This window comes from Rhizobium sp. TH135, from assembly GCF_002855515.1.
Lineage (GTDB): Bacteria > Pseudomonadota > Alphaproteobacteria > Rhizobiales > Rhizobiaceae > Allorhizobium.
This window is the reverse complement of sequence record NZ_PKRP01000001.1, coordinates 1,050,253-1,070,396: the sequence shown is the minus strand read 5'-3', so window position 1 is coordinate 1,070,396 and position 20,144 is coordinate 1,050,253. Positions and strand designations below refer to the sequence as shown.

Sequence of the window (20,144 nt, the reverse complement as noted above, 5' to 3'; positions counted from 1 at the left end):
CCTCAACCGCCTCCACGATGTGGGGGCGGTTTTTGCGTTTGTCTTAAGCGTAAATCCCGAGGAGCTTTTGCTTTTTAGCCTCTGTGTAGATCTCTCGTCATCATGTCGTTCTGGGCGGCCGCGATGAACCGCTGCATGACATCGATCACCTCCATCGAAGCCATGATGCTGGCGATGTCGCCATGAACCTCCAGGCTTGCGGACTCGTGGCCGGGTGTGTTGCCGATGCCGACAGTCTGAATGAGGTCGCGCATGATCGGCTCAGCCGCTGTCACGCATCTTGCCGCGATCAATTTCGTGCTGAAAGCCATCCCCGTCGATCGGCGCCGGCATCGTGATCGCAAGACGCGGTTGCTGGCGATATCAAGTCCGCTGACGATCGCCTCAGAGGCCGGGCTCAAGGAGCATGACCGGCTAGTGCTGGTGCGGCGACAGATGATGATGCGCAAACTGGAGAAGCGGCGGACGTCATTCAGCCTGCCAGGACTCGTGAAGCTCGTCATGGCGCGGCCGTTAATCTCTGCTGGCATGGTGGCGAAGACGCCTGAGGTCACGCGTCAAGGGGCAAGGTGGATCGTTCGGGCGCTGGGGTTGAGGGAGATGACGGGCAGGGGGTGCGCGCCTGGGGTATTATCTGAGTGCTGACCCACTTTGGCGGTTGTCTCACCAGGTTTGGTGCGCTGAGAACCCGAGCCGATCTGCTCGTTTACGGCTTCACCTCTTGCGCCCCCATACGACGGTACGAAGCTCTGATCGTATAAGTCAAAATAGCGACAACGACCCAGATCCGCAGATAGGAGAAGAGGACGATGAAGCCGACGAGCACATATGTTCCTACCGTTCCAAGCTTCCCATCATCCAGAACACTACCCAGCATGAATGCAAGTTTGGACTGTGCAAACGTGATGATCATCAGGAAGAGTCCCAGATATACCCAGGAGACACACAGGCTACGCTTGTGGGTTCTTAGCTGTCTGGCAACGCCAATGAACCTCGGCGCATTTCCTGTACCTTTCTCAAGGACAAAGATGAAGGTGACTGTCGCAATGAATGCGATCCATATCTGCAGCGCCCCCTGACGCCAAGGAAACGCCAGCCCATCGAAGCCAACCCACAGTGTTGCAGCCGCATGTTTGTCCACCCCTGTCGTGATAGCCAACACAACCGCAACCAGGAAGGCAATAAGCAGCCTCCAGATCACCTGCCAGGCAAAGCGAGCACGTTGTCCCATCGTCAGCCTATCCAACGATGTCCAGCCGCCTGAGAGCTTGATCATTTTCTCGCATGCGACCAGAAAGGCTATGAACACGCTGAGTTGGACCAAAACGAACAGCAAAAGCACAACAGCATTTGGCGCGGTCTTCATGTACAACCGCAGGACAGTCGCGAGAAGAAGCCAGGGCAGTGTTTGCAAGGCAAGATAGGGAGCGAACTGGGTGATGTGCCCCTTCGCTCTAACGGCTTTTGACGCAGCAATCTCTTGAAGCATCGCGTTGAACTAGCGGAGATAGTTGAAGGGCAGCTTAAAGAGACTCTTAAAGTTGCAGGTGTTGCGGTTCCCTCTGTTTCCGCGACTGAGTCGCCAGCAATCACCGGTTTATCGATATCCTCACTAGCTGGTCATTTCTGCTAAGAGTTGTATCTACTCACCCGTCGCAGGTTAGCTCACAATCGAAAGCAAGCAACCGGGATGAAGAGTACTCTTTGCTCCGTTTGATCACGATACGTGAGTAGCCGGTTCTGCCTTGAGAAAATGACGCGAAGTTCAGCGACGACGCCTCTGTCATCACAGCCAAACCTAAACTGGGTGTATATGTCATCTCGGGGACCGGATAGGCGGCCTGCGTCTCGGTGGCAACGCCAAACCAAATCCCTGGTCTGCGGATTAAGACTCGTTCCTTACAGTCTCGCAATGGGATCATGACTCCCCGAGCCGAGGCATGTCGATTGCCAGGCTCGGGGAGCAGTTCGCAGCGACGCGACCGAAGCGCTTTCTGAGCTAGACGAGCCCGGTCCGGTTGCCTAGCGCGGAGCGTGGGACGCAGTCCTTTGATCACGGCGCTGGGCCAGGATGCTGAGGCCGAGGGCGGCCAGCGGGAAGATCGCGGCCACCAGCGGCAGGGCGGCAAGACCCGGGCCGCGATCGATCGTGATGCCGCCGATCCACGCGCCCAGGGCATTGCCGAGGTTGAACGCCGCAATGTTGAAGCTGGATGCCAGTGCCTGCCCAGCGCCCTCTGCTTTCGCCATGATACGCATCTGCAGTGGTGCGACCGTTGAAAAACCGGCTGCCCCGACGAGGCCGACGAGTGCCACGGTGAGTGTCTTGTCGTTCAGCAGCAGGAACATCAGGAGCAACGACGGGCCGAGTGCCAAAAGGGTGATCAGGATCGAACGATCGAGATTGTGGTCGGCCAGTCTCCCGCCCACGAGATTGCCAAGGATCAAGCCGCCACCGAAGACCAGCAGGATGGGCGAGACCGCAGCGTCGGAAAAGCCGGTCACCTCGGTCAGCACCGGCGCGATATAGGTGAAGACCGTGAAGACGCCCGCACATCCAAGAACGGTGACAGCGAGACCGAAAAGCACCTGCGGGCGTGTCATGGTGGCAAAGTCGGATCGCCAGTCCAGCGGCTCGGCATCCTGTTTATCCTTGGGCAGGCAGATCGTGAGCACAGCAAGAGCAACGAGACCGACTATGGACACAGCCCAGAAAGTCATTCGCCAGCCGTATTCCTGGCCGAGCCAGGTGCCGAAGGGAACGCCTGCGATGTTGGCGACGGTCAGACCGGTAAACATGACTGCAATTGCCGATGCACGTCGTTCAGGCGCGACGAGACTTGTCGCGACGACCGAGCCGACGCCGAAGAAGGTGCCGTGGGCGAGCGCCGCAACGAGGCGTGCGAGCATCAGGGTCTCATAGTTGGGCGCCAGCGCGCAGGCCGCATTACCGATAGTGAAGATGACCATCAGCGCGATCAGCACGCTCTTGCGTCGCCATCGGCTGGAAATGGCCGTCAGGATCGGAGCGCCGAATACGACACCCAGCGCATAGCCGGAAATCAAGAGGCCGGCGGCTGCGATCGAGACACCCAAATCTGCGCCGACTTCGATGAGCAGTCCCATGATAACGAACTCGGTGACGCCGATGCCGAATGCACCGACGGTAAGAGCATAGAGAGCTAGAGGCATGGAGATGCGTCCCTGTTGAGGTTTGCGTCTCACATAGACGGCGCGTGCTTGGTGAAATAGTATGCGCATCAGCACAGCATTTATGAATTGAGTTCACAATGGCCAGAGCAGATATCAACAGATCGGGCGAGATGGAGGTCTTCGTACAGGTGGTCGAACGCGGCGGGTTTTCCGTCGCCGCACGACACTTGCGTATGACACCCTCAGCCATCAGCAAGCTTGTCTCACGCTTGGAAGCCCGGCTTGGCACGCGGCTTGTGAACCGAACCACACGGCAACTGCTCCTGACGCCGGAGGGGCAGGTGTTCTATGAGCGTTCGGCGCGCATTCTCGCCGACATGGACGAGGCCGAACGCATTGCCTCTTCTCAGGATGATCCACGCGGGCTGATCCGTATCAACACGAGCGCTGCCTACGGCACCCATGTTCTAGCTCCGATCCTTGGCCGGCTGCTTGAAACCTATCCCGGTTTATCGATCGAGGTGACCCAGACGGACGTTGTGGTCGATCTGCTTGTGGAGAAGGCCGATATCGCGGTTCGGGCGGGAGCCATGCGCAGTTCGAGCTTGCGGGCGCGCAAGCTCGGCGAGACGCCGCTCGTCATCGTCGCCTCGCCCGCTTATTTGGAACGCCACGGCACGCCGAAGACGGCCGCCGATCTGGAGCGCCACAGCCTTTTGGACTACGGTGATGTCCGCGTCATCCGAGAGTGGCAGGTTGCCGAGGGGGACGCGATCATTGATGTCCCGGTTGCAGGGAGGCTCAGGGCCAGCGATGGCGAGGCCGCCAGGCAATTTGCGATCGGCGGTGCCGGGCTTGTAAAGCTGGCCCAGTTTACGGTGGCAGAAGATCTCAAAGCGGGCCGGCTCGTCACCGTTCTCGATGACCCGCGTACCCGACAAATCGCACCCTTCTATGCCGTCTACATCGGTCAGGGCGGACACCTCCCTGCTCGTATACGCACAGTGCTAGATTATCTGGCCGAGCATGGAAGGCTCTTATGAGGGGCTTGTCGCACTGAGCCGTGTGTTGACCAAAGGGGTTGAGAACGAGGAAACGGCGCGGCTGTTGGAGACTATGGGCTGCGAGAAGATTCAAGGCTATTGGCTGGCTCGGCCACTCCAGGCTGAGGATATCCAATATTTCATCCAATAGTGTTTAAATGGAGAAATCAAAACGCTGCGCCACGGATTCTTATTAAATAACCATGCTCTTTTATTTGATATGCATAAATATATCTTCAAGTATGTTTGATTTTATCTGAATTTTAAGGGGCTGGCGAAGGAGTTAATTCGATAGTCGTCCGCCGCTTTATAGGAGGATACGTCGGCTGAATTGAGAAATAATATCGCCTACAAGAAATTCGCAAATATAACCGGATAGAGTCGGTCGCCTGATGGGGCGCAAAAGCGCCGCCTATAAAAGCCCTGCGATGGCGCGGGATCGAAGTGCGGCTCTGCGGATGCACAGCGAGTTGAGTTCGGCCTCAGGCGCTATGTTGCCACAGACATTGCGCTGCTCTCCGAAGTCTGGAGTGGCAGAATAACGCGCCTGCGGCCTAGATAAGTTATCGACCACCTGGAAGGTCATCAACGAGCATTGTTGAAGCCATTGCCCGCGCGAACCTCGCTCCCGCGGAATCGATTTGCTGCGTCGCAAAATACTTTCTTACTTTACAAATAAACTAGAAACTGTGAAGTGAGAAGAAATAGCTTTTTGGGATGTGATGTTGACCGAGCCTCGTTTCGCCACCCGTTTAAACTCATTCGCTTCTGCCGCGCACATCGCGTGGCCGGGTATCAAAGGCAAGCCCACTGTCTTGCAAATGGCGGAGCGCGCATCGCGCGTTAAGGGCCTCACCGATCTTGATCTCAACTATCCTGACCACCTCGGCGAAGATCCTCGCGAGATTGCGGGCAAACTCGGCGATCTTGGGCTGGCAATCAACGGGTTTGCCATGCGCTATTACACCAACCCGGCTTTCAAGCTCGGCGCGTTCACCCATCCGGATGTTGCTGTCCGGCGGGAGGCCATCGATCTGACCAAGAAGGGCATCGACGCTGCCCGCGAGGTGGGTTCCAGTCTGATGACGCTGTGGCTCGGCCAGGACGGCTTCGACTATGCGTTCCAAGCAGACTATGCTCGTATGTGGCAACACGAAATTGACGGAATTCGTGAAGTTTGTGAGCATGATCCCGATTGCATGATCAGCATCGAGTATAAGCCGAACGAGCCGCGCTCCTACAGCCTGATGCCCGATGCGGCAACGACGCTTTTGGCGATCCGCGATGTCGGGGCCAACAATCTTGGTGTCACGCTCGACTTTGCCCATGTTCTTTATGCCGACGAGCAACCGGCCTTTGCTGCATCCCTGATTGCCAGACACAGCAAGCTTCTCGGCGTCCATCTGAACGATGGTTATGCCAAGCGGGACGATGGTCTCATGGTTGGCGCCGTACACACGGTCCAGACAATTGAACTGCTGCGGCAGATCCGTCGTGATGGCTACGGCGGTGCGATCTATTTCGACACATTCCCAGACATGACCGGACTTGACCCGGTTCACGAATGCGAGGTGAACATCGCGACAGTCAAGCGGATGCTGAATGTCGTTGATCGCCTCGAGCAGGACAATCGCCTCACTGGTGCGATTGACCGCCAGGATGCCGTGGCGGCCCAGGCCATTTTGCAGGAGCTGATGCTCGGGGCCAACACGTAACGCCATTATCATGAAACTCGGGAGGAACCGATGAATAGACTTTTGACGCTTGCCGTAGCGGCGAGCCTCTGGGCCGGCGCAGCCTTTGCCCAAGATCTTGCCCCGCTCAATTCTGACTCTGAGCCAGATCGGATGGACTGGTCTGAACTGGAAGCGAAGTTCGGCGCATTTCCGGCAATCCCCGCCGGTACCAAAGCCGGTGGCGTTTCCAAGACCCTGACGAACGAATACTGGCGTTCGCTCGGCGAGGGCTACAAGGCCTTTGCCGATAGGGTCGGCGTCGAGAGTGTCTATCAGGCCGCGCAAAGCGAGGGAGACCAGCTCGGCCAGCTGACGATTGCCGAAGGCATGGTCACGCAGGGCTTCAATGTTCTGCTTCTTTCGCCGCAGACCGACGCCAACCTGCAGCCGATCATGGAGCAGGCCAAGGCGGCTGGTGTGCCGGTTGTCAACGTCAACGACGCGGTTATTCCGCAAGCCGAGCACTACGTCGGCAATGTTCAGCGCGACAACGGTGTGCGCGTTGCCAAGTGGTTCATCGACAATCGTCCGGATGGAGGCAAGGTTGCGATCGTCGAGGGACAGGCCGGTGTCTACGCTGCGGTCCAGCGCACCGACGGGTTCAGGAAGACGATCGAGGAATCTGGCAAGTTCCAGGTCGTAGCGAGCGTGCCCGGCAACTGGGATCGCCAGATGTCCTATGATGCGGCGACCACAATCCTGCAGCAGCATCCGGATCTCGTTGGCTTCTACGCCAACAATGACGGCATGGCGCTCGGTATCGTCGAAGCGGTAAAGGCCGCCGGACTGCTTGAAAAGGTTGCCGTCTTCGGCACAGACGGTATTTCCGATGCCTATGCCTCGATCAAAGCAGGTGAGCTGACAGGCACCGTCGATAGCTTCCCGGTTCTGACCGGTGAAGTTGGTATGGAAGTCGCTTTGCGTCTCGTCGCCGGCCAGGATCTGCCGCGTGTCGTCGCGACACCCCAGGCGCTGATCACCAAGGACAATGTCGCCGAGTTCCAGGGCGAAGGCGTCGATCTTCGTGCCGTGCTGATGAAGGCTGCCGGCAAGTAAGACCTCCCAAGGCAGGCGGTCGGTCCGCTCTGGACCGGCCGCCGATCCTCACGAACGGCACAGAGATCATGACCACTGCAAGACTAGCTTTCGAAGGCATGACGAAGGTGTTTCCCAGCGTGCGTGCCCTGTCCGATGTCTCCTTTCAGATTGCACCCGGCGAAATCCATGCGCTGCTTGGTGAAAACGGGGCAGGTAAGTCGACCCTGCTGCGTATCTTGTCCGGGGTCTTCAAGCCGACGAGCGGGCAGCTTTTGATCGATGGCGTCGCTCAGGCCTTCAGGGCACCTGAAAGCGCTCGCCTTGCCGGTGTTGCGATGATTCACCAGGAACTGCAGCAAGTGCCGCACCTGACCGTCGCCCAGAACATGTTCCTCGGGCACCCGATTACCTGGGCAGGTGGGCTCCTGGTAAACCGGCGCGAGCAGGAAAGGCGGGCTGCCGAAGCGCTGGCGATGATCGATGCTTCGATTGATCCCGCAGCGCCGATATCGTCACTGAAAGTGGCGCAGCGGCAGGTGGTCGAAATCGCCCGCGCTTTGCTCGACAAGGCCAAGATTATTGCCATGGACGAGCCAACTTCAAGCCTCACGCCGAGCGAATTTGAGAGCCTTGCGGAGGTCATCAAGCGGTTAGCCGCGAGCGGCGTAACAATCATCTATGTTTCCCACAAGATGGACGAGGTGTTCGGAATCTGCGAGCGCGCAAGCGTGATGCGGGACGGCCGGCTGGTTGGTGTCGTTGACCTCAAGCAGACTGAGCCGGCCGACGTCATCTCGATGATGGTCGGCAGGGAACTGCAGGCAGAAGAGCATGTGTCCTACGCGACCCGGGATGTCCGTATCGAAGCGCGCAATCTCTCCTCTGCCAAGGTCCGGGATGTTTCCTTTGACCTACACAAGGGGGAAGTGCTCGGCATTGCCGGTTTGGTTGGTTCTGGCCGCACGGAACTGCTTCGTCTCATCGCGGGTGCCGATAGGGCGACTGGCGGAACCATCCGGATCGACGGGTCGACCCTGACACTTTCCAATCCGCGTGCTGCCATTGCGGCGGGTATTGGCCTTCTGCCTGAGGAACGCAAGCGTGAAGGCATAATTCCCGGCCGTTCGGTTACCAACAATGTCGCGCTGCCATCGATGAAACGTTTCGCGCCCGCTGGCATCATCCGGCATGGGGCCTTGAGGCGTACAGCGGCCGAATTGTTGACCCGCGTCAACCTTCGCCCGTTTCTGCTCGATCGACCAATTCGCCTGTTCAGTGGTGGCAATCAGCAGAAGGCAATCATTGCCCGATGGCTGGCCGCGGGATCCAAGGTTTTGCTGTTCGACGAGCCGACACGAGGCATCGATGTCGGCGCCAAGTCCGAAATCTACAATCTCATCGAGGAACTCGCCTGCGAAGGTCATTCCGTGGTGGTCGTTTCATCTGAACTCCCCGAAGTCATGCGTGTGTCCGACAGGGTCCTCGTCATGCGCGAGGGGACTGTGGTGGCCGGACTGCAGCGCGAAGAACTCACAGAGGAAGCGATTGTTTCTCATGCGGTCGGCAAGGGACTTCGTGCCCCCGCCCGGCAAAGCCAACAGGGATAAATGTCATGTCCGATACAACGCTCGATACGGCCGCAACACAGTCGAAAATGCTTGGATCATTGTCTCTTCGCGATGCCGGCACTTTGATCGGACTGATTATCATCATCGCTATATTCGGCCTGCTCGTTCCCGATTTCCTCTCGCAAAGGAACCTCGTCAACATCCTGCAGCAATCGAGCATCAATGCCTGCCTGGCGCTCGGTATGACGCTGGTCATCATCTCCGGAGGCATTGATCTTTCGGTCGGCCCTACGGCTGCCATCGCCGCCGTCATTACGGCAGCCCTTTTGGTCTCTGGTACGCCGATCCCGCTCGCTATTCTTGCCGGCCTTGGCATTGGCGTCATCTGTGGCTTGGTCAACGGTGTTCTCGTTGCCTATATCGGACTTCAGCCCTTCATCGTGACGCTTGGAACGCTCAGCACCTATCGCGCTATTGCCCTGATCTATACCGGTGGCAATCCGGTCTTTGGACTGCCACCGGAGTTCCGCTCCCTGTTTAATGGATCGGTCGCCGGCATTCCCAACTCGGTCCTCATGGTTGCAGTTGTGGCCATCCTTGCCTGGGTCCTTCTCAAGAAGACACCACTTGGCGAGTATCTGCTGGCCGTCGGCGGTAATGAAGAGGCCGCTTATGTGGCCGGCGTGCCGATCGCGATCACCAAGATCACGGCCTATGTGATCTCCGGTGCGTTGGCAGCCCTTGCTTCGATGATCCTGATCGGACGCCTGGGTGCTGCCGAACCTATCCTTGGCAACCTTTGGGAACTGGACGCGATCGCCGCTGCAGCCATCGGCGGCGCCTCCTTGATGGGTGGCAAGGGCAGTGTCGTCGGTACGCTTCTTGGTGCGATCATTCTCGGCAGCATGCGCAATGGTCTCACGTTGATGAACGTTCAGGCCTTCTATCAACTGCTGGCGACCGGCCTTATAATTCTCGTGGCGATGATGATCGATCGCGTAACGAGAGGCCGTGGATGAATTCCTTGAATGACTTGAAGGCGGTAGGCCCGCGCATCCGAATGATGATGCCTCATCTCACGCCCCTGGAGGCGCGGGTCGTTGAAACTGTGTTTGCGCTGCGCAATTTCACAGACGAAACGGCGCTGAAGGACATCGCGGCAGAAGCGGGGGTATCCGAAGCGATGGTGGTCAAGATCACCAAGAAGCTCGGTTTTTCCGGCTACCGAGACTTCAGGTCTGCCGTCACACAGTACAATCAGCTGCCGACCGCTGAGATGCACCAGGAACTGTCGATCGAGGATACCTCTCGCGAGATCATCCAAAAGGTGTTCCGGACCTCGATCAACGCGCTCGAAGAGACGCTCGCGATCATAGACATGGACGCCTTCGATCGTGCGGCGGATCTGGTCAATCAGTCTGGGCAGCGTGATTTCTACGGTGTTGGCGGATCGGCCCAGATTGCCCGCGATGTCGCCCACAAGTTCTTGCGCATTGGCATTCGTGCCAACGTACAGGACGATTCGCATATGATGCTGATGTCAGCCGCGCTGCTCGGTCCCCAAGACATCGCTATTGGCTTTTCCCATTCCGGCAACACGACGGCGGTCATCGACGCGATCCAACTGGCGCGCAAAAACGGCGCCCGCACAATCGCGATCACGAACTACAATTCATCTGCGCTGGCGCAGGTGGCCGACATCGTTCTTTGCTCCACCGCTCAGGGGTCACCCCTGATGGGCGAGAATGCCGCCGCTCGCATAGCTCAGCTCAATATTCTCGACGCCCTTTTCGTTGCCGTCGCGCAACGGAACTACGGTGTTGCGGAAAAGAACCTGCAAAAGACCATGGCTGCGGTCATGTCGAAACGCAAAGACAAGATCGTGTAAGAAGCCATGTCCCAGGTCATCGTTTTCGGAAGCCTTCATTACGACATCATGGTCTACGGGCCAGGGCGTCCGCGCAAGGGCGAAACCGTGACAGGCGAGCGCTGGTTGCCGAAATGCGGTGGCAAGGGCGGCAACCAGGCCATCGCGGCGGCAAAGACCGGCGTTACTACAGCCATGATCGGAGCTGTCGCGGATGATGACTTTGGACATGTTCTTGTCGCCAACCTCGCGAAGGGGCATGTCGACCACCGGTTCGTTCGACGGGTCCAGGGTATCAGAACCGGGATGAGCGTCGCCATCTTCGATGCTGAAGGCGACTACGGCGCGGTGATCGTGTCAGGCAGCAATCTTGAATTGGGGCAGGTGGATGTTGATGCCGCCGAAGAGCTCTTGGCACGGGGCGGCGTACTTGTCCTGCAAAACGAGGTGCCGGATGCGGCCAATGTGGCTGCTGCTCAGGCGACCCGGTTGGCCGGAGGCCGTATTGTTCTCAATGCGGCGCCTGCGCGCGAACTTTCGACCGAGCTCACTGGGCTCGTGGATGTGATTGTGGTCAACCAGATTGAAGCCGAGCAACTCACTCAGGGTCCCGTCGTCGATACGCTTGATGGCGCACTCGATGCGGCCCGTCGTCTGGCGCAGGTTTACCCTATTGCGGTGGTGACGGCAGGGGGCGAAGGTGTCGCTTGCGCAACATGCGAGGGGCTGGAGTTGGCCGTGCCCGCGCTTAAGGTTGAGCTTGTCAGTACGCATGGTGCAGGCGACGAGTTTACAGGTGTACTTGCCGCCGAGCTTGCAAAGGGGAACAAAATCGCCGACGCGATCAACGCTGCCAACCGTGCTGCTGCAGTCCTTGTCAGTGCGCAGCAAGCCGACTAGCAAGCACTCAGGGCGTGCTGCAGAAGTCGTCCTCCTGAGTAGCCCGTTCGTGACAAAATCTTTAAGTGCAGTCTTAAGCGACATACATCTTCAGATGCTCAGCATCTTCTCCTCCTCCCCATGACCAACTGGCGCATTCGGACGACAACGCCAGTTCGATCTGCTAGTCAAACATGTCTAACTACTGGGCAGCAGGACTTGGGGTTTTTTCTTCTTGAAGATCGATCAGCGTATGACCCGAGCCATGAACCGGCGGCTCATCTTGAACCTTCTTCGGCGCGAAGGTCCGGCCAGCAGAGCTGATATCGCGACCGTAACCGGATTGAGCCCGGCGGCCGTTACCTTTGTCGTCGCAGACCTGATTGCCGAGGGCTATTTGCGTGAAGGTGAAACACAACCTGGCGCAAGTGGCAGGCGGCCAATTCCCCTCGAAATCAATTATGGGGGGCACTACGCAATCGGCATCAAGATGAATGTCGGGACGCTCGGTTGCGTTTTGACAGATTTGTCGACCTCAGTCCTGTCGAGCCTGACAGTGGAGTATAAGTCCTCCAGTCCACAGGATGTGCTCGATGCCGCAGAACAAGCCGTTATTCGCTTGCGCCGCACTGCTCCAGATCTTCAAGGCAAACTGATTGGCATCGGTTTTTCAATGCCGGCGACTGTCGACATTGAACAGGCAATATGCGTCCAGAGCCGACGTTTCCAGTGGGACAACGTCCCTTTTGGCAGGATGTTGCAACAGCGTGTCAATGCACCTGTTTGGATGGAAGACGATACGCTTGCGTTTACCTTGGCCCAGCATCTCTTCGGTCTCGGCAGGCATCACAGGGTCTTCACGGCGCTTGCTCTTGGGGTGGGTATTGCCTGTGCAACGGTCAATGACGGCCTTATTCACCGTGGCGCCCACGGTCGGGCAGGAAAACTGGGACACGTGACGCATGATCCAGACGGCCCACTGTGTGAATGCGGCCGCCGAGGTTGTCTGCAAGCCTTCTACTCCGAGCCTGCCATGGTGGAAGCCTGGCGGTCAGAGCGTAAGCTTGCTGCAGGTGTCGATCGATATGCCATGAAGGAGGCTGCCATTCAGGGAGATCCCGTCGCCCGGCGTATCTTGCGGGAGGCAGGCACGGCGATTGGTTTTCATCTGGCCGACGCAGTCAATATCATCGATCCGGAGGTCGTGATCGTGGGCGCAGAGGCAGTGAGCTTCGGAGATCTGCTCTTTGGGCCGATGCGTGAGAGTCTGGCGTCGCGATGCCATGATGAACCGCCTGCGATCGTGCCGGATGAGAGAGATGACTTCTGGAGTTCGGGGGCTGCTGCTCTCGCAACACAGGCTTTGTTCAACTTCCAAGCCAGTGGCAGTGGGGCAATTGGGCACGAATGAGAAAAAAGGCGGCGGAACCGAAGTTCAGCCGCCAGTTTGTTTGGGAGGTTATTTGCTGATTTCAGTCGAGATTGATCACCAGGCAGCCGTAGCCTTCCAGTGCCTCTTCTCCGGACACGGCCCGTCCAGATAGAAGGTCGCTCCCCGCTGGCAGGCCACGAACAGTGGTTGGCGTCTCCAGCGTGTTGAGAACGAATAGCAGCTTGTGATCTTCGGAACTGCGCAGACTGACCTCAACGCCCGTCGGAAGCTGCTCAACAAGCGGGTCAATGCTGCGCGGTGTCAGAACTTCCTCATCCAGGGTCTGGACCAGTTCTGGCGTCAGATAGGTCGCCAGATAGATCACTTCCCCCTTGCCGACCTTCCGGCGTGTGATGGCCGCCTCGCCGCTCAGGAAGCGATTTGACCAGCGGGCGAGAATTTCGACATCTGGCTCCGTCTCGATCTGCTCGTAAAGGTGTTCTGCATCAAGTTTTCGCCCTGCGAAGTCGAGGGTGTATATGCGTTGAGCCGAAGATGGCGCTGAGCGGTTCGGATTGTCGTAAAAGCCCGCCTGAGGTGCGACCCTCTGGAAGAGGCCGTCTCCTTTTTTGGCGGTCAAGCGCCCGAATTCGACAATCCTCACGCCGCAAAGTTTTGCCAGTGCTCCCCCGGGAGCCTGTTCCCGAATGATATGGTTGTTGATGTCACGCGTTCCCGTCATCGCCCCGACGATCAGCGTGCCGCCCGCTTCCACGAAGGCTTCCAGTCTTGGAGTCCATTCCGGTTTCCACATTACCCAATGGGGGACGTAGAAGACCTTGAGGCGCGACAAGTCGTCTTCAGGATGGACAAAACCACAGGCAATGCCGCGCCGATAGCAATGAACATGCAGGAGCGTGCCGTCATCCTGTGGGGAGGGGAGGCCAATCGGATAGGTCTTGTGCGCTTCCTGGTTGTCGAAATCAGCCCCTGCAATGCCCACATCGATATGCACGGAAGTGCCAAGCAGGTGGTCCTTGATTTTGTGGATGTCGGACGCGAACTGTTTGGCTTCCTCGTAGCGACGGCGTGGAATGTCATCGTGATCGATGATGCCCATCCAGTAGATCTCCGCGCCGAAATGGGCAGGGCGCCAGCGGAAGAACATGAGGCCATCGGCGCCGCGCGCCACCGACGATAGCGCCATACGCCGCATCTCGCCGGGTTCGGGGTTCATCGTCGTAAACAAGGGCTGGCTGCCCAGTCCCGAGGCCTGTTCCGGTACAAGGAAGTTGCCGCTGTAACTGCGGCATAGGTCTAGCTGCAGGGCTTGTGTTGCGGCATGGCCATTGGTTCGTCTGAACTCGTCGTAGAGCATCGGATAGATGTCGAAACCGATGAAATCGAGGTCCTGGCCGAATTCTGCGCGGAAATCGATGTCCTGCAGGTTGCCGAGATTGTGGAAGACGAACCAGTCTGGATTGGTCGCGCGCAGGATCTCGACCTGGTCGCGCTGGAATGCTGCTGTCGCCCAAGCAAGGAAACGATGATAATCCTGCACATGGCCTGGGCTGAGGTAGGATGGCGCCATCGGAAATGGCAGAACGACCTGATCAAAATTGTCGTAGGAGGTCGCCCAAAAATGGCCTCCCCAGGCAAAGTTCAGGTCTTCGATCGTCTGGTAGCGGTGCCGCAGATAATTGCGGAACGCCAGCGCAGCGGAGTCTGAAAAGGATTCCGAGACCGTTGTGTTCAGCTCATTGTCCGTCTGCCAGCCGATGACATGCGGATTATCCTTATAGTGTTGCGCCATCGCCGTGGTGATGCGGCGGCTGTGCTGGCGCAGAACAGGACTTGTCGTGTCACAGTGCTGGCGTGAACCGTGGCTTGCGCGGCGACCATTGTGATCGACGCGCAGAACCTCGGGGTAGTTCATTGTCAGCCAGCGCGGCGGGGTTGCTGTCGGCGTACACAGGATCGTCTTGATGCCAACCTTTCCGAGCACCTCTATCGCCCGGTCGAACAGGTCGAAGTCGAACTTGCCCTCGAAGGGTTCCCATATGTGCCACGCGAATTCCCCCATGCGGACCGCGTTGAAGCCGGCTTCCTTCATCCGTTCTGCGTCACGCTGCCAGTAGCTTTCGTCGACATGTTCCGGATAATGCGGGACGCCGAGCAGGAAGTCATTGAGGTTGATCGGTCGCCAGGCAGAGAGTGGCTTGGGTTGGGTCCGTTTCATTTTGAATGCTCCTGGTACTCAGACGGTTTGCAGCGGCTTGCGCGCGGTCATGGTCCGGCCATCAGGGCCGAAGAGATATGCATCGGCTATGTCGAAGCCGAGAGAGACCGTCGCATTGCTGCTGAACGGCACGATTTGTGGTACCTGCACCGTGATGTTTTGCGTGCCTGTATCGGAGCCTGAGGTCTTCAGTGGCGATGCGTCGGCATGGAGTACAGTTTCACGTCCCAAATGCTCGATGAGCCCAATCCGTGCTGGAAAACTCACGGACGATGTGCCGCCCACGACCAGCTTCTCAGGCCTAATACCCAGTGTGATCGCGTCATTGACGGAAATCGTAGAGGGATCCCAAACTTCCACGGTGACAGGCGGGAGCCCATCAATGGCGCAGGTAACGCCAGCATCAGTGATGCTCGCGACGCGACCTTCGAAGAAGTTCATTCGTGGGGCGCCGAGAAAGCCGGCGACAAACAGATTTTTCGGGTTGTTGTAGAGTTCGAGCGGGGAGCCGACCTGCTCGATTTCGCCCTTGTTCAGAACGACGATGCGGGTCGCCATGGTCATCGCCTCGACCTGATCGTGGGTCACATAGATCATGGTTGAGCCGAGGCGAGCATGGAGCGTCGACAATTCCACGCGCATTTGCGTGCGAAGTGCTGCGTCAAGGTTCGAGAGCGGCTCGTCAAAGAGAAAAACTTCTGGAGAGCGTGTGATCGCACGACCAATGGCGACACGCTGTCTCTGGCCACCTGAGAGCTGCTTTGGACGCTTGTCGAGTTGCTCTGTAATCCTGAGGATCTCCGCAGCGCGCTTGACTGCCGCGTCGATTTCCGCCTGCGGCCGTTTGGCCATTCTGAGGCCAAAGCCCATGTTTTCGGCCACCGTCATGTGCGGGTAGAGCGCATATGACTGGAACACCATTGCGATGCCGCGGTCGCCTGGCTCTTCGTGGGTCACGTCGCGCCCGCCGATCGAAAGCGTGCCAGAAGTGACCGTCTCAAGGCCAGCAATCGTCTTCAGAAGTGTCGACTTCCCACAGCCGGAGGGACCGACCATGACGATGAACTCACCCTTGTCGATCGAAAGATTGATATCCTTCAGCGCCTGAAATGTTGCGTAGTGCTTCTGAAGGTTTTCAAGTTTGACGCTGCTCATCGGTCAGCCCCTTGCAAGTTGGTCAGTGAAAAGCGGGGGAAGGTCGGTCATCCCTTGACCGCGCCCATGGTCAGGCCCGAGACGAAGTGCTTCTGCATCAGGAAGAACATCAGGACCGGTGGAATGGCGACAAAGATCGTGGCAGCGGACACAATGTTCCATTGCGACACCCACTCACCCTTCAGATTGGCGAGACCTGCGGTCACAGGCTTCACCGCGTCGCTTTGTGTCAGCACGATCGCCCAGAAGTAGTCATTCCAGATGAAGGTGAAGATCAGGATCGCGAGTGCTGCCAGCGCGGGCCGTACCAGAGGCAAAACGATATGGATCAGAATCTGCCAGGGCGAGGCGCCCTCCGCCCGTGCTGCCTGGAAGAGTTCTGCCGGCAGTGCAGCGATAAAGTTGCGCATGAAGAGTGTGGCGAACCCGGTCTGGAAGGCAACGTGAAACGCCATCAGCGCAAAGAATGTGTCATAGAGGCCAAGCGAGACCATCAAGTCGCGGATTGGGATCATCATGATCTGTTGCGGCAGGAAATTTCCGCCGACAAAGATCACGAACACAAGCATCGCTCCGGGAAACGGATATCGCGACAGCACGAAGCCCGTCATCGTGGATAACACCAGGACCATGATGACCGATGGCACAGTGATGATCAGGCTGTTGATGAAGTATTGCAGCATCTTCGTCTGCTGGAAGACGGCAGCATAATTTTCGACAAGATTGAACTCGGTCGGCCATCCCCAGTAATTGCCGGCCATCACGTCTTCGAACGAACGAAAGGATGTGAGGATAATGGCAAAGAGAGGAAGCAGCCAAAGCACTAGAATGACGCAGACCATCGTCATGTAGAGCACGCGCGATGCGGTTTGCGTCTCGGGAATTGGGCGGGGATACATGGCTTTATGTCCCTTTCTCAGCCTTGATCAGGCCGCGGAGGTACCAGGCGATGAACACCGACATGATCAGGAACAGGACGGTCGCGATCGCTGCGCCATATCCGAAGCGGTAGGAGAAGATCGACTGTTCGTACATCTGATAGGCGAGGACCGTGGACGAACCGAACGGGCCGCCTGCCGTCATGACCGAGATGAGATCGAAGGAGCGCAAGGCGCCTACCAAGGTGATCGCAACTGCAATGAAAGCCACTTGTGTCAACTGTGGCAGCACCACGTGTCGCAGCATGTTCCAGCCGCGCGCGCCGTCGACGCGTCCGGCCCCGATCAGTTCTTCATCCAGGTTGTTGAGGCCTGCGAGGAAGAGAACCAGGCAAAAGGCAATCTGCGGCCACAGAGCAGCGATGATGACAGCGAAGGTCACGAGATGCTCGTCGGAAAGAAGGGCAGGTGCAGTTGCGCCGAATGCGCTGTAAATGATGGCAAGCAGACCAAAGGTCGGGTCGTAGAACCAGTTGAAAATGACGCCAACCGTAACGGCCGCAAGAACAAGCGGCATAAAGAACAAAGACTTGGCCAGCCGCATTCCGGCAATCTTCTGATTGACGAGAAGCGCGATCGCCAGCCCCGCTGGAGGGGCGAGCAGGAACATCAGCAACCAGATCACGTTGTTTTTCAGCGACGTGTAGAACTGCGGGTCGTCTAGCAGCTCGACATAGTTGCCAAGCCCGATCCACGTCTTCTGACCGATGCCGTCCCATTCAAAGAACGAAACCCAGAAGGTTTCGATCGAGGATGCCACGATGATGACCAGGAACAGCAGGAGCCCCGGTGCAAGAAGGAGAGCGGGCGTGAGCCAGCTTCGGTGTCGTCGCCACCAAATTGTCATGAGTTTATTACCGGTGTTGAGGCGGGCGAACCGTGTCCGCCCGCACTGACGAGGGTCAACCGTGGATGCGTGCGCGGGTGCGTTCGATCTGGGCCAGGATGGTGTCACGCCGTTCCGGCGCTACCATGAATTCCTGCAGCCCCTTCAGTCCTGCCTGGGCAAGATCCGGATCGCTGTCACGGTCATAGAACTGCGCTGTTCCCTTAACGCTCTTCAAAGCGTCAACCGACATCTTCAGGATCGGGTCGTCACCAATCGCGCAGTCGCTTCGGGCCGGCACATTGCCTTCCGGCAGCAAATAGGCCGACAGGTTTTCAGGACGGTAGAAGTAGGCGAGAAACTCACGTGCCACGTCCTTGTTCTTTGCGCCTGATGGCATGTGGATAGAGTCCACCGAGAAGTCTTCTAACTGTTCCATCCCTGCCTTGATTTCGGGGAAGGGCGCAAACCGCACCTGCGACAGGTCTTCAGCCGGGAAGGCATATTTGATGAAGTTGCCGAGATCCATCATCGCGGCCTTCTTTTGTACAAGTGCCGCCGCTGCCGGATCCCAAGCGAACGAGGTGTGATTAGGCGTAAAGAGATCAGCCTTGATCAGCGCTTCCCAGCGATCAAAGATCTCCTTGAGCGAAGCGTCGGTGTATTTGATCTTGCCGGCCATCAGGTCCATGTGATGCTCAAGACCATTGATGCGGAGGTTCATGTGGTCGAACCAGCCGCCGCAGGGCCATTGATCCTTGGTGCCGATGCTCATTGGAACCAGGCCGGAGGACTTCGACTTCTCGGCAAGCGTGAAAAAGTCGTCGAATGTCTTCGGCACGGTGAGGCCAAATTCGTCGAACGTGTCCTGGCGGTAGAACAGGCCCCAGAGGATGCCTCCGGTCGGCAGGCCATATTGCTTACCGTCAACGGTGACCGAGCCCAGCGTATTGCCGATGACATCGGCATAGTTCTCGCGCGCAACGAGATCGGAGATATCTTCAAAAAGTCCGCGAGTGACAAATGAGCGCATCCGGCTGCCCGAGAACCAGAAGCAGATATCCGGCGGGCTGGTGACGAGATAGTTGCGAATGGCAGTCTTGTGCGCCTCGTGGTCCATGTTGTTGACCGAAACGGTCACGCCAGCTTCCTTGCCGAATGCAGCTGCAATGGTTTCTACCGCTTTGCGCTGGTCAGCATTTCCACGGTTGGAAATGATGGTCAGTTCGCGGGTTTGGCCAATGGCCGGCGTCGACAGGGCTGAGGCAGCAATGGCCGAGCCCGTGGTCGCTAGAAAGTGACGACGCGACATTTCGAAACTTTTGTTCAGAAACTTCATGATTTTGCTCCTCCGTCGGGTTTTCCCAGGGCCGACGTTGGCAAAAAGCCATAGCTCTCATCCGGCGTCAACAATTAATTTAATAAATAAATTAATTGGATTTCGCTTTGCCCGCAACCGCCAGGCTCAACGCAAAGCGCGAATGCTAGGACGCGATCGCCCTTACTATGTTTCCGCGCTCGTCAAAACGGCTGCGCCTTTGTTCCGTGCCGGCTGAGGCGCAGTCATTTTAAGGTCAAACTCTTCGTACGGACAATTTTCAGGGTGCTTTCTGCTTTATTGCCTTGCGGACAAGAAGCGGCTTCGCAACAACCCAGGAATTGCTGTCATGGGGGAGTATCGACTTGAATTATCCCGTCAGACTTGTCTGGTGTTGGCAGAAAGCAGCATTACCTCCGCGGAGGCCGCTTCCAGAATACAGTTGGCTAGAGCCTCGTCGGTTACGATGCGCGCCAAGGTCACGGCGCCAACCATCATGGACAGCATCGCCATCGCCTTCTGCGCGGTGGCAGCCTGTTCCTCTCCTTGTGCAAGAAGCCCTTCAAGTACCTCAAGGTGTGCGTTGATGCCGTCTTGGAAGGGTTTCCTAACCTCTTCGCTTTGCCGAGCCGCATCCGCCCCCAGGGCGACAAGCGGGCAACCATCCCCTGTCTCCCCTCGGTGTGCGGCCGAAAGATAGAGATCAACAATGGCTTGAAGCGGGTTGGTACTGGAAGATGCAGCTGCGGACCATCTTGTAATCGCGCCTTCCATCGCCCGCCTTGATGCCTGCACCTCCAAATCCTCCTTGGATTCGAATTGCTTGTAAAAGCCACCCTGCGTCAGGCCTGCGCCCTGCATCAGCTCTTTAAGGCCGATCCCGTCGAAACCGCGCTGGCGAAACAGGCGACTAGCGACGTTGATGACGGTTTCTCGGTTGGCTTCTGCCTGGGCTCGACTGACACGCATGAGTGCCTCCAATTAGATTGTGATTGACATCTATATTGATTTT

At 57.6% G+C, this 20,144-nt stretch carries 17 protein-coding genes and 1 pseudogene; 9 read left to right on the top strand and 9 right to left on the bottom strand.

Annotated features, from left to right (window positions below; genetic code table 11):
- Positions 1–74: 74 nt before the first annotated feature.
- Positions 75–254 carry a hypothetical protein gene (locus C0V73_RS04990; RefSeq protein ID WP_102018844.1) on the bottom strand — a complete coding sequence of 60 codons (180 nt, stop codon included), beginning with the start codon at positions 252–254 and terminating at the stop codon, positions 75–77.
- Between the two features lie 22 nt (positions 255–276).
- Between C0V73_RS04990 and C0V73_RS04985 the strand changes: the two are divergent.
- Positions 277–638 (top strand): annotated as a pseudogene (locus tag C0V73_RS04985) (helix-turn-helix domain-containing protein); the annotation flags it as partial.
- A 68-nt stretch (positions 639–706) separates the two neighbouring features.
- On the opposite strand, the gene C0V73_RS04980 reads toward C0V73_RS04985, so the two are convergent.
- Both C0V73_RS04980 and C0V73_RS04975 read right to left on the bottom strand, forming a co-directional pair.
- Positions 707–1,489, bottom strand: a complete 783-nt coding sequence (locus tag C0V73_RS04980) for a hypothetical protein (protein WP_102018843.1) — start codon at positions 1,487–1,489, stop codon at positions 707–709.
- Positions 1,490–2,022: 533 nt separating this feature from the next.
- Complete coding sequence (locus C0V73_RS04975) at positions 2,023–3,267, bottom strand: MFS transporter (RefSeq protein WP_280950975.1); 1,245 nt, start codon at positions 3,265–3,267, stop codon at positions 2,023–2,025.
- A gap of 23 nt (positions 3,268–3,290) precedes the next feature.
- Between C0V73_RS04975 and C0V73_RS04970 the strand changes: the two genes are divergently transcribed.
- The 8 genes from C0V73_RS04970 (at position 3,291) to C0V73_RS04935 (ending at position 12,695) form a co-directional block, all read left to right on the top strand.
- Positions 3,291–4,196, top strand: a complete 906-nt coding sequence (locus tag C0V73_RS04970; protein ID WP_102018841.1) for a LysR family transcriptional regulator — start codon at positions 3,291–3,293, stop codon at positions 4,194–4,196.
- Between the two features lie 722 nt (positions 4,197–4,918).
- Entirely contained in the window at positions 4,919–5,911 is a 993-nt protein-coding gene (locus tag C0V73_RS04965) for a TIM barrel protein (protein ID WP_172450064.1), read from the top strand.
- A gap of 30 nt (positions 5,912–5,941) precedes the next feature.
- Complete coding sequence (locus tag C0V73_RS04960; protein ID WP_102018840.1) at positions 5,942–6,988, top strand: substrate-binding domain-containing protein; 1,047 nt, start codon at positions 5,942–5,944, stop codon at positions 6,986–6,988.
- A 68-nt stretch (positions 6,989–7,056) separates the two neighbouring features.
- On the top strand, positions 7,057–8,577 hold the full coding sequence (locus C0V73_RS04955) for a sugar ABC transporter ATP-binding protein (protein WP_102018839.1): 1,521 nt from the start codon (positions 7,057–7,059) through the stop codon (positions 8,575–8,577).
- Between the two features lie 5 nt (positions 8,578–8,582).
- Positions 8,583–9,557 carry an ABC transporter permease gene (locus C0V73_RS04950; protein WP_102018838.1) on the top strand — a complete coding sequence of 325 codons (975 nt, stop codon included), beginning with the start codon at positions 8,583–8,585 and terminating at the stop codon, positions 9,555–9,557.
- Positions 9,554–10,426 (top strand): MurR/RpiR family transcriptional regulator, encoded by an 873-nt coding sequence (locus C0V73_RS04945; protein WP_102018837.1) that lies wholly within the window; start codon positions 9,554–9,556, stop codon positions 10,424–10,426. The genes C0V73_RS04950 and C0V73_RS04945 overlap by 4 nt, the downstream gene beginning before the upstream one ends.
- Before the next feature lie 6 nt (positions 10,427–10,432).
- Positions 10,433–11,305, top strand: a complete 873-nt coding sequence (locus C0V73_RS04940) for a ribokinase (protein WP_102018836.1) — start codon at positions 10,433–10,435, stop codon at positions 11,303–11,305.
- A gap of 244 nt (positions 11,306–11,549) precedes the next feature.
- On the top strand, positions 11,550–12,695 hold the full coding sequence (locus C0V73_RS04935; RefSeq protein WP_102018950.1) for an ROK family protein: 1,146 nt from the start codon (positions 11,550–11,552) through the stop codon (positions 12,693–12,695).
- 61 nt (positions 12,696–12,756) lie between these two features.
- On the opposite strand, the gene C0V73_RS04930 is transcribed toward C0V73_RS04935, so the two are convergent.
- The 6 genes from C0V73_RS04930 to C0V73_RS04905 form a co-directional block, all read right to left on the bottom strand.
- The gene (locus tag C0V73_RS04930) at positions 12,757–14,895 is read right to left on the bottom strand and encodes a beta-galactosidase (protein ID WP_102018835.1); all 2,139 of its coding nucleotides are present in this window, start codon (positions 14,893–14,895) and stop codon (positions 12,757–12,759) included.
- 18 nt (positions 14,896–14,913) lie between these two features.
- Positions 14,914–16,050 carry an ABC transporter ATP-binding protein gene (locus tag C0V73_RS04925; RefSeq protein ID WP_102018834.1) on the bottom strand — a complete coding sequence of 379 codons (1,137 nt, stop codon included), beginning with the start codon at positions 16,048–16,050 and terminating at the stop codon, positions 14,914–14,916.
- 47 nt (positions 16,051–16,097) lie between these two features.
- Positions 16,098–16,949, bottom strand: a complete 852-nt coding sequence (locus tag C0V73_RS04920; RefSeq protein ID WP_102018833.1) for a carbohydrate ABC transporter permease — start codon at positions 16,947–16,949, stop codon at positions 16,098–16,100.
- A gap of 4 nt (positions 16,950–16,953) precedes the next feature.
- A complete protein-coding gene (locus C0V73_RS04915; protein ID WP_102018832.1) occupies positions 16,954–17,835 on the bottom strand; it encodes a sugar ABC transporter permease in 882 nt (293 codons plus the stop codon).
- A 55-nt stretch (positions 17,836–17,890) separates the two neighbouring features.
- Positions 17,891–19,153 carry an extracellular solute-binding protein gene (locus C0V73_RS04910; protein WP_102018831.1) on the bottom strand — a complete coding sequence of 421 codons (1,263 nt, stop codon included), beginning with the start codon at positions 19,151–19,153 and terminating at the stop codon, positions 17,891–17,893.
- A gap of 357 nt (positions 19,154–19,510) precedes the next feature.
- Positions 19,511–20,101 (bottom strand): TetR/AcrR family transcriptional regulator, encoded by a 591-nt coding sequence (locus C0V73_RS04905; RefSeq protein ID WP_102018830.1) that lies wholly within the window; start codon positions 20,099–20,101, stop codon positions 19,511–19,513.
- Between the last annotated feature and the right edge of the window lie 43 nt (positions 20,102–20,144).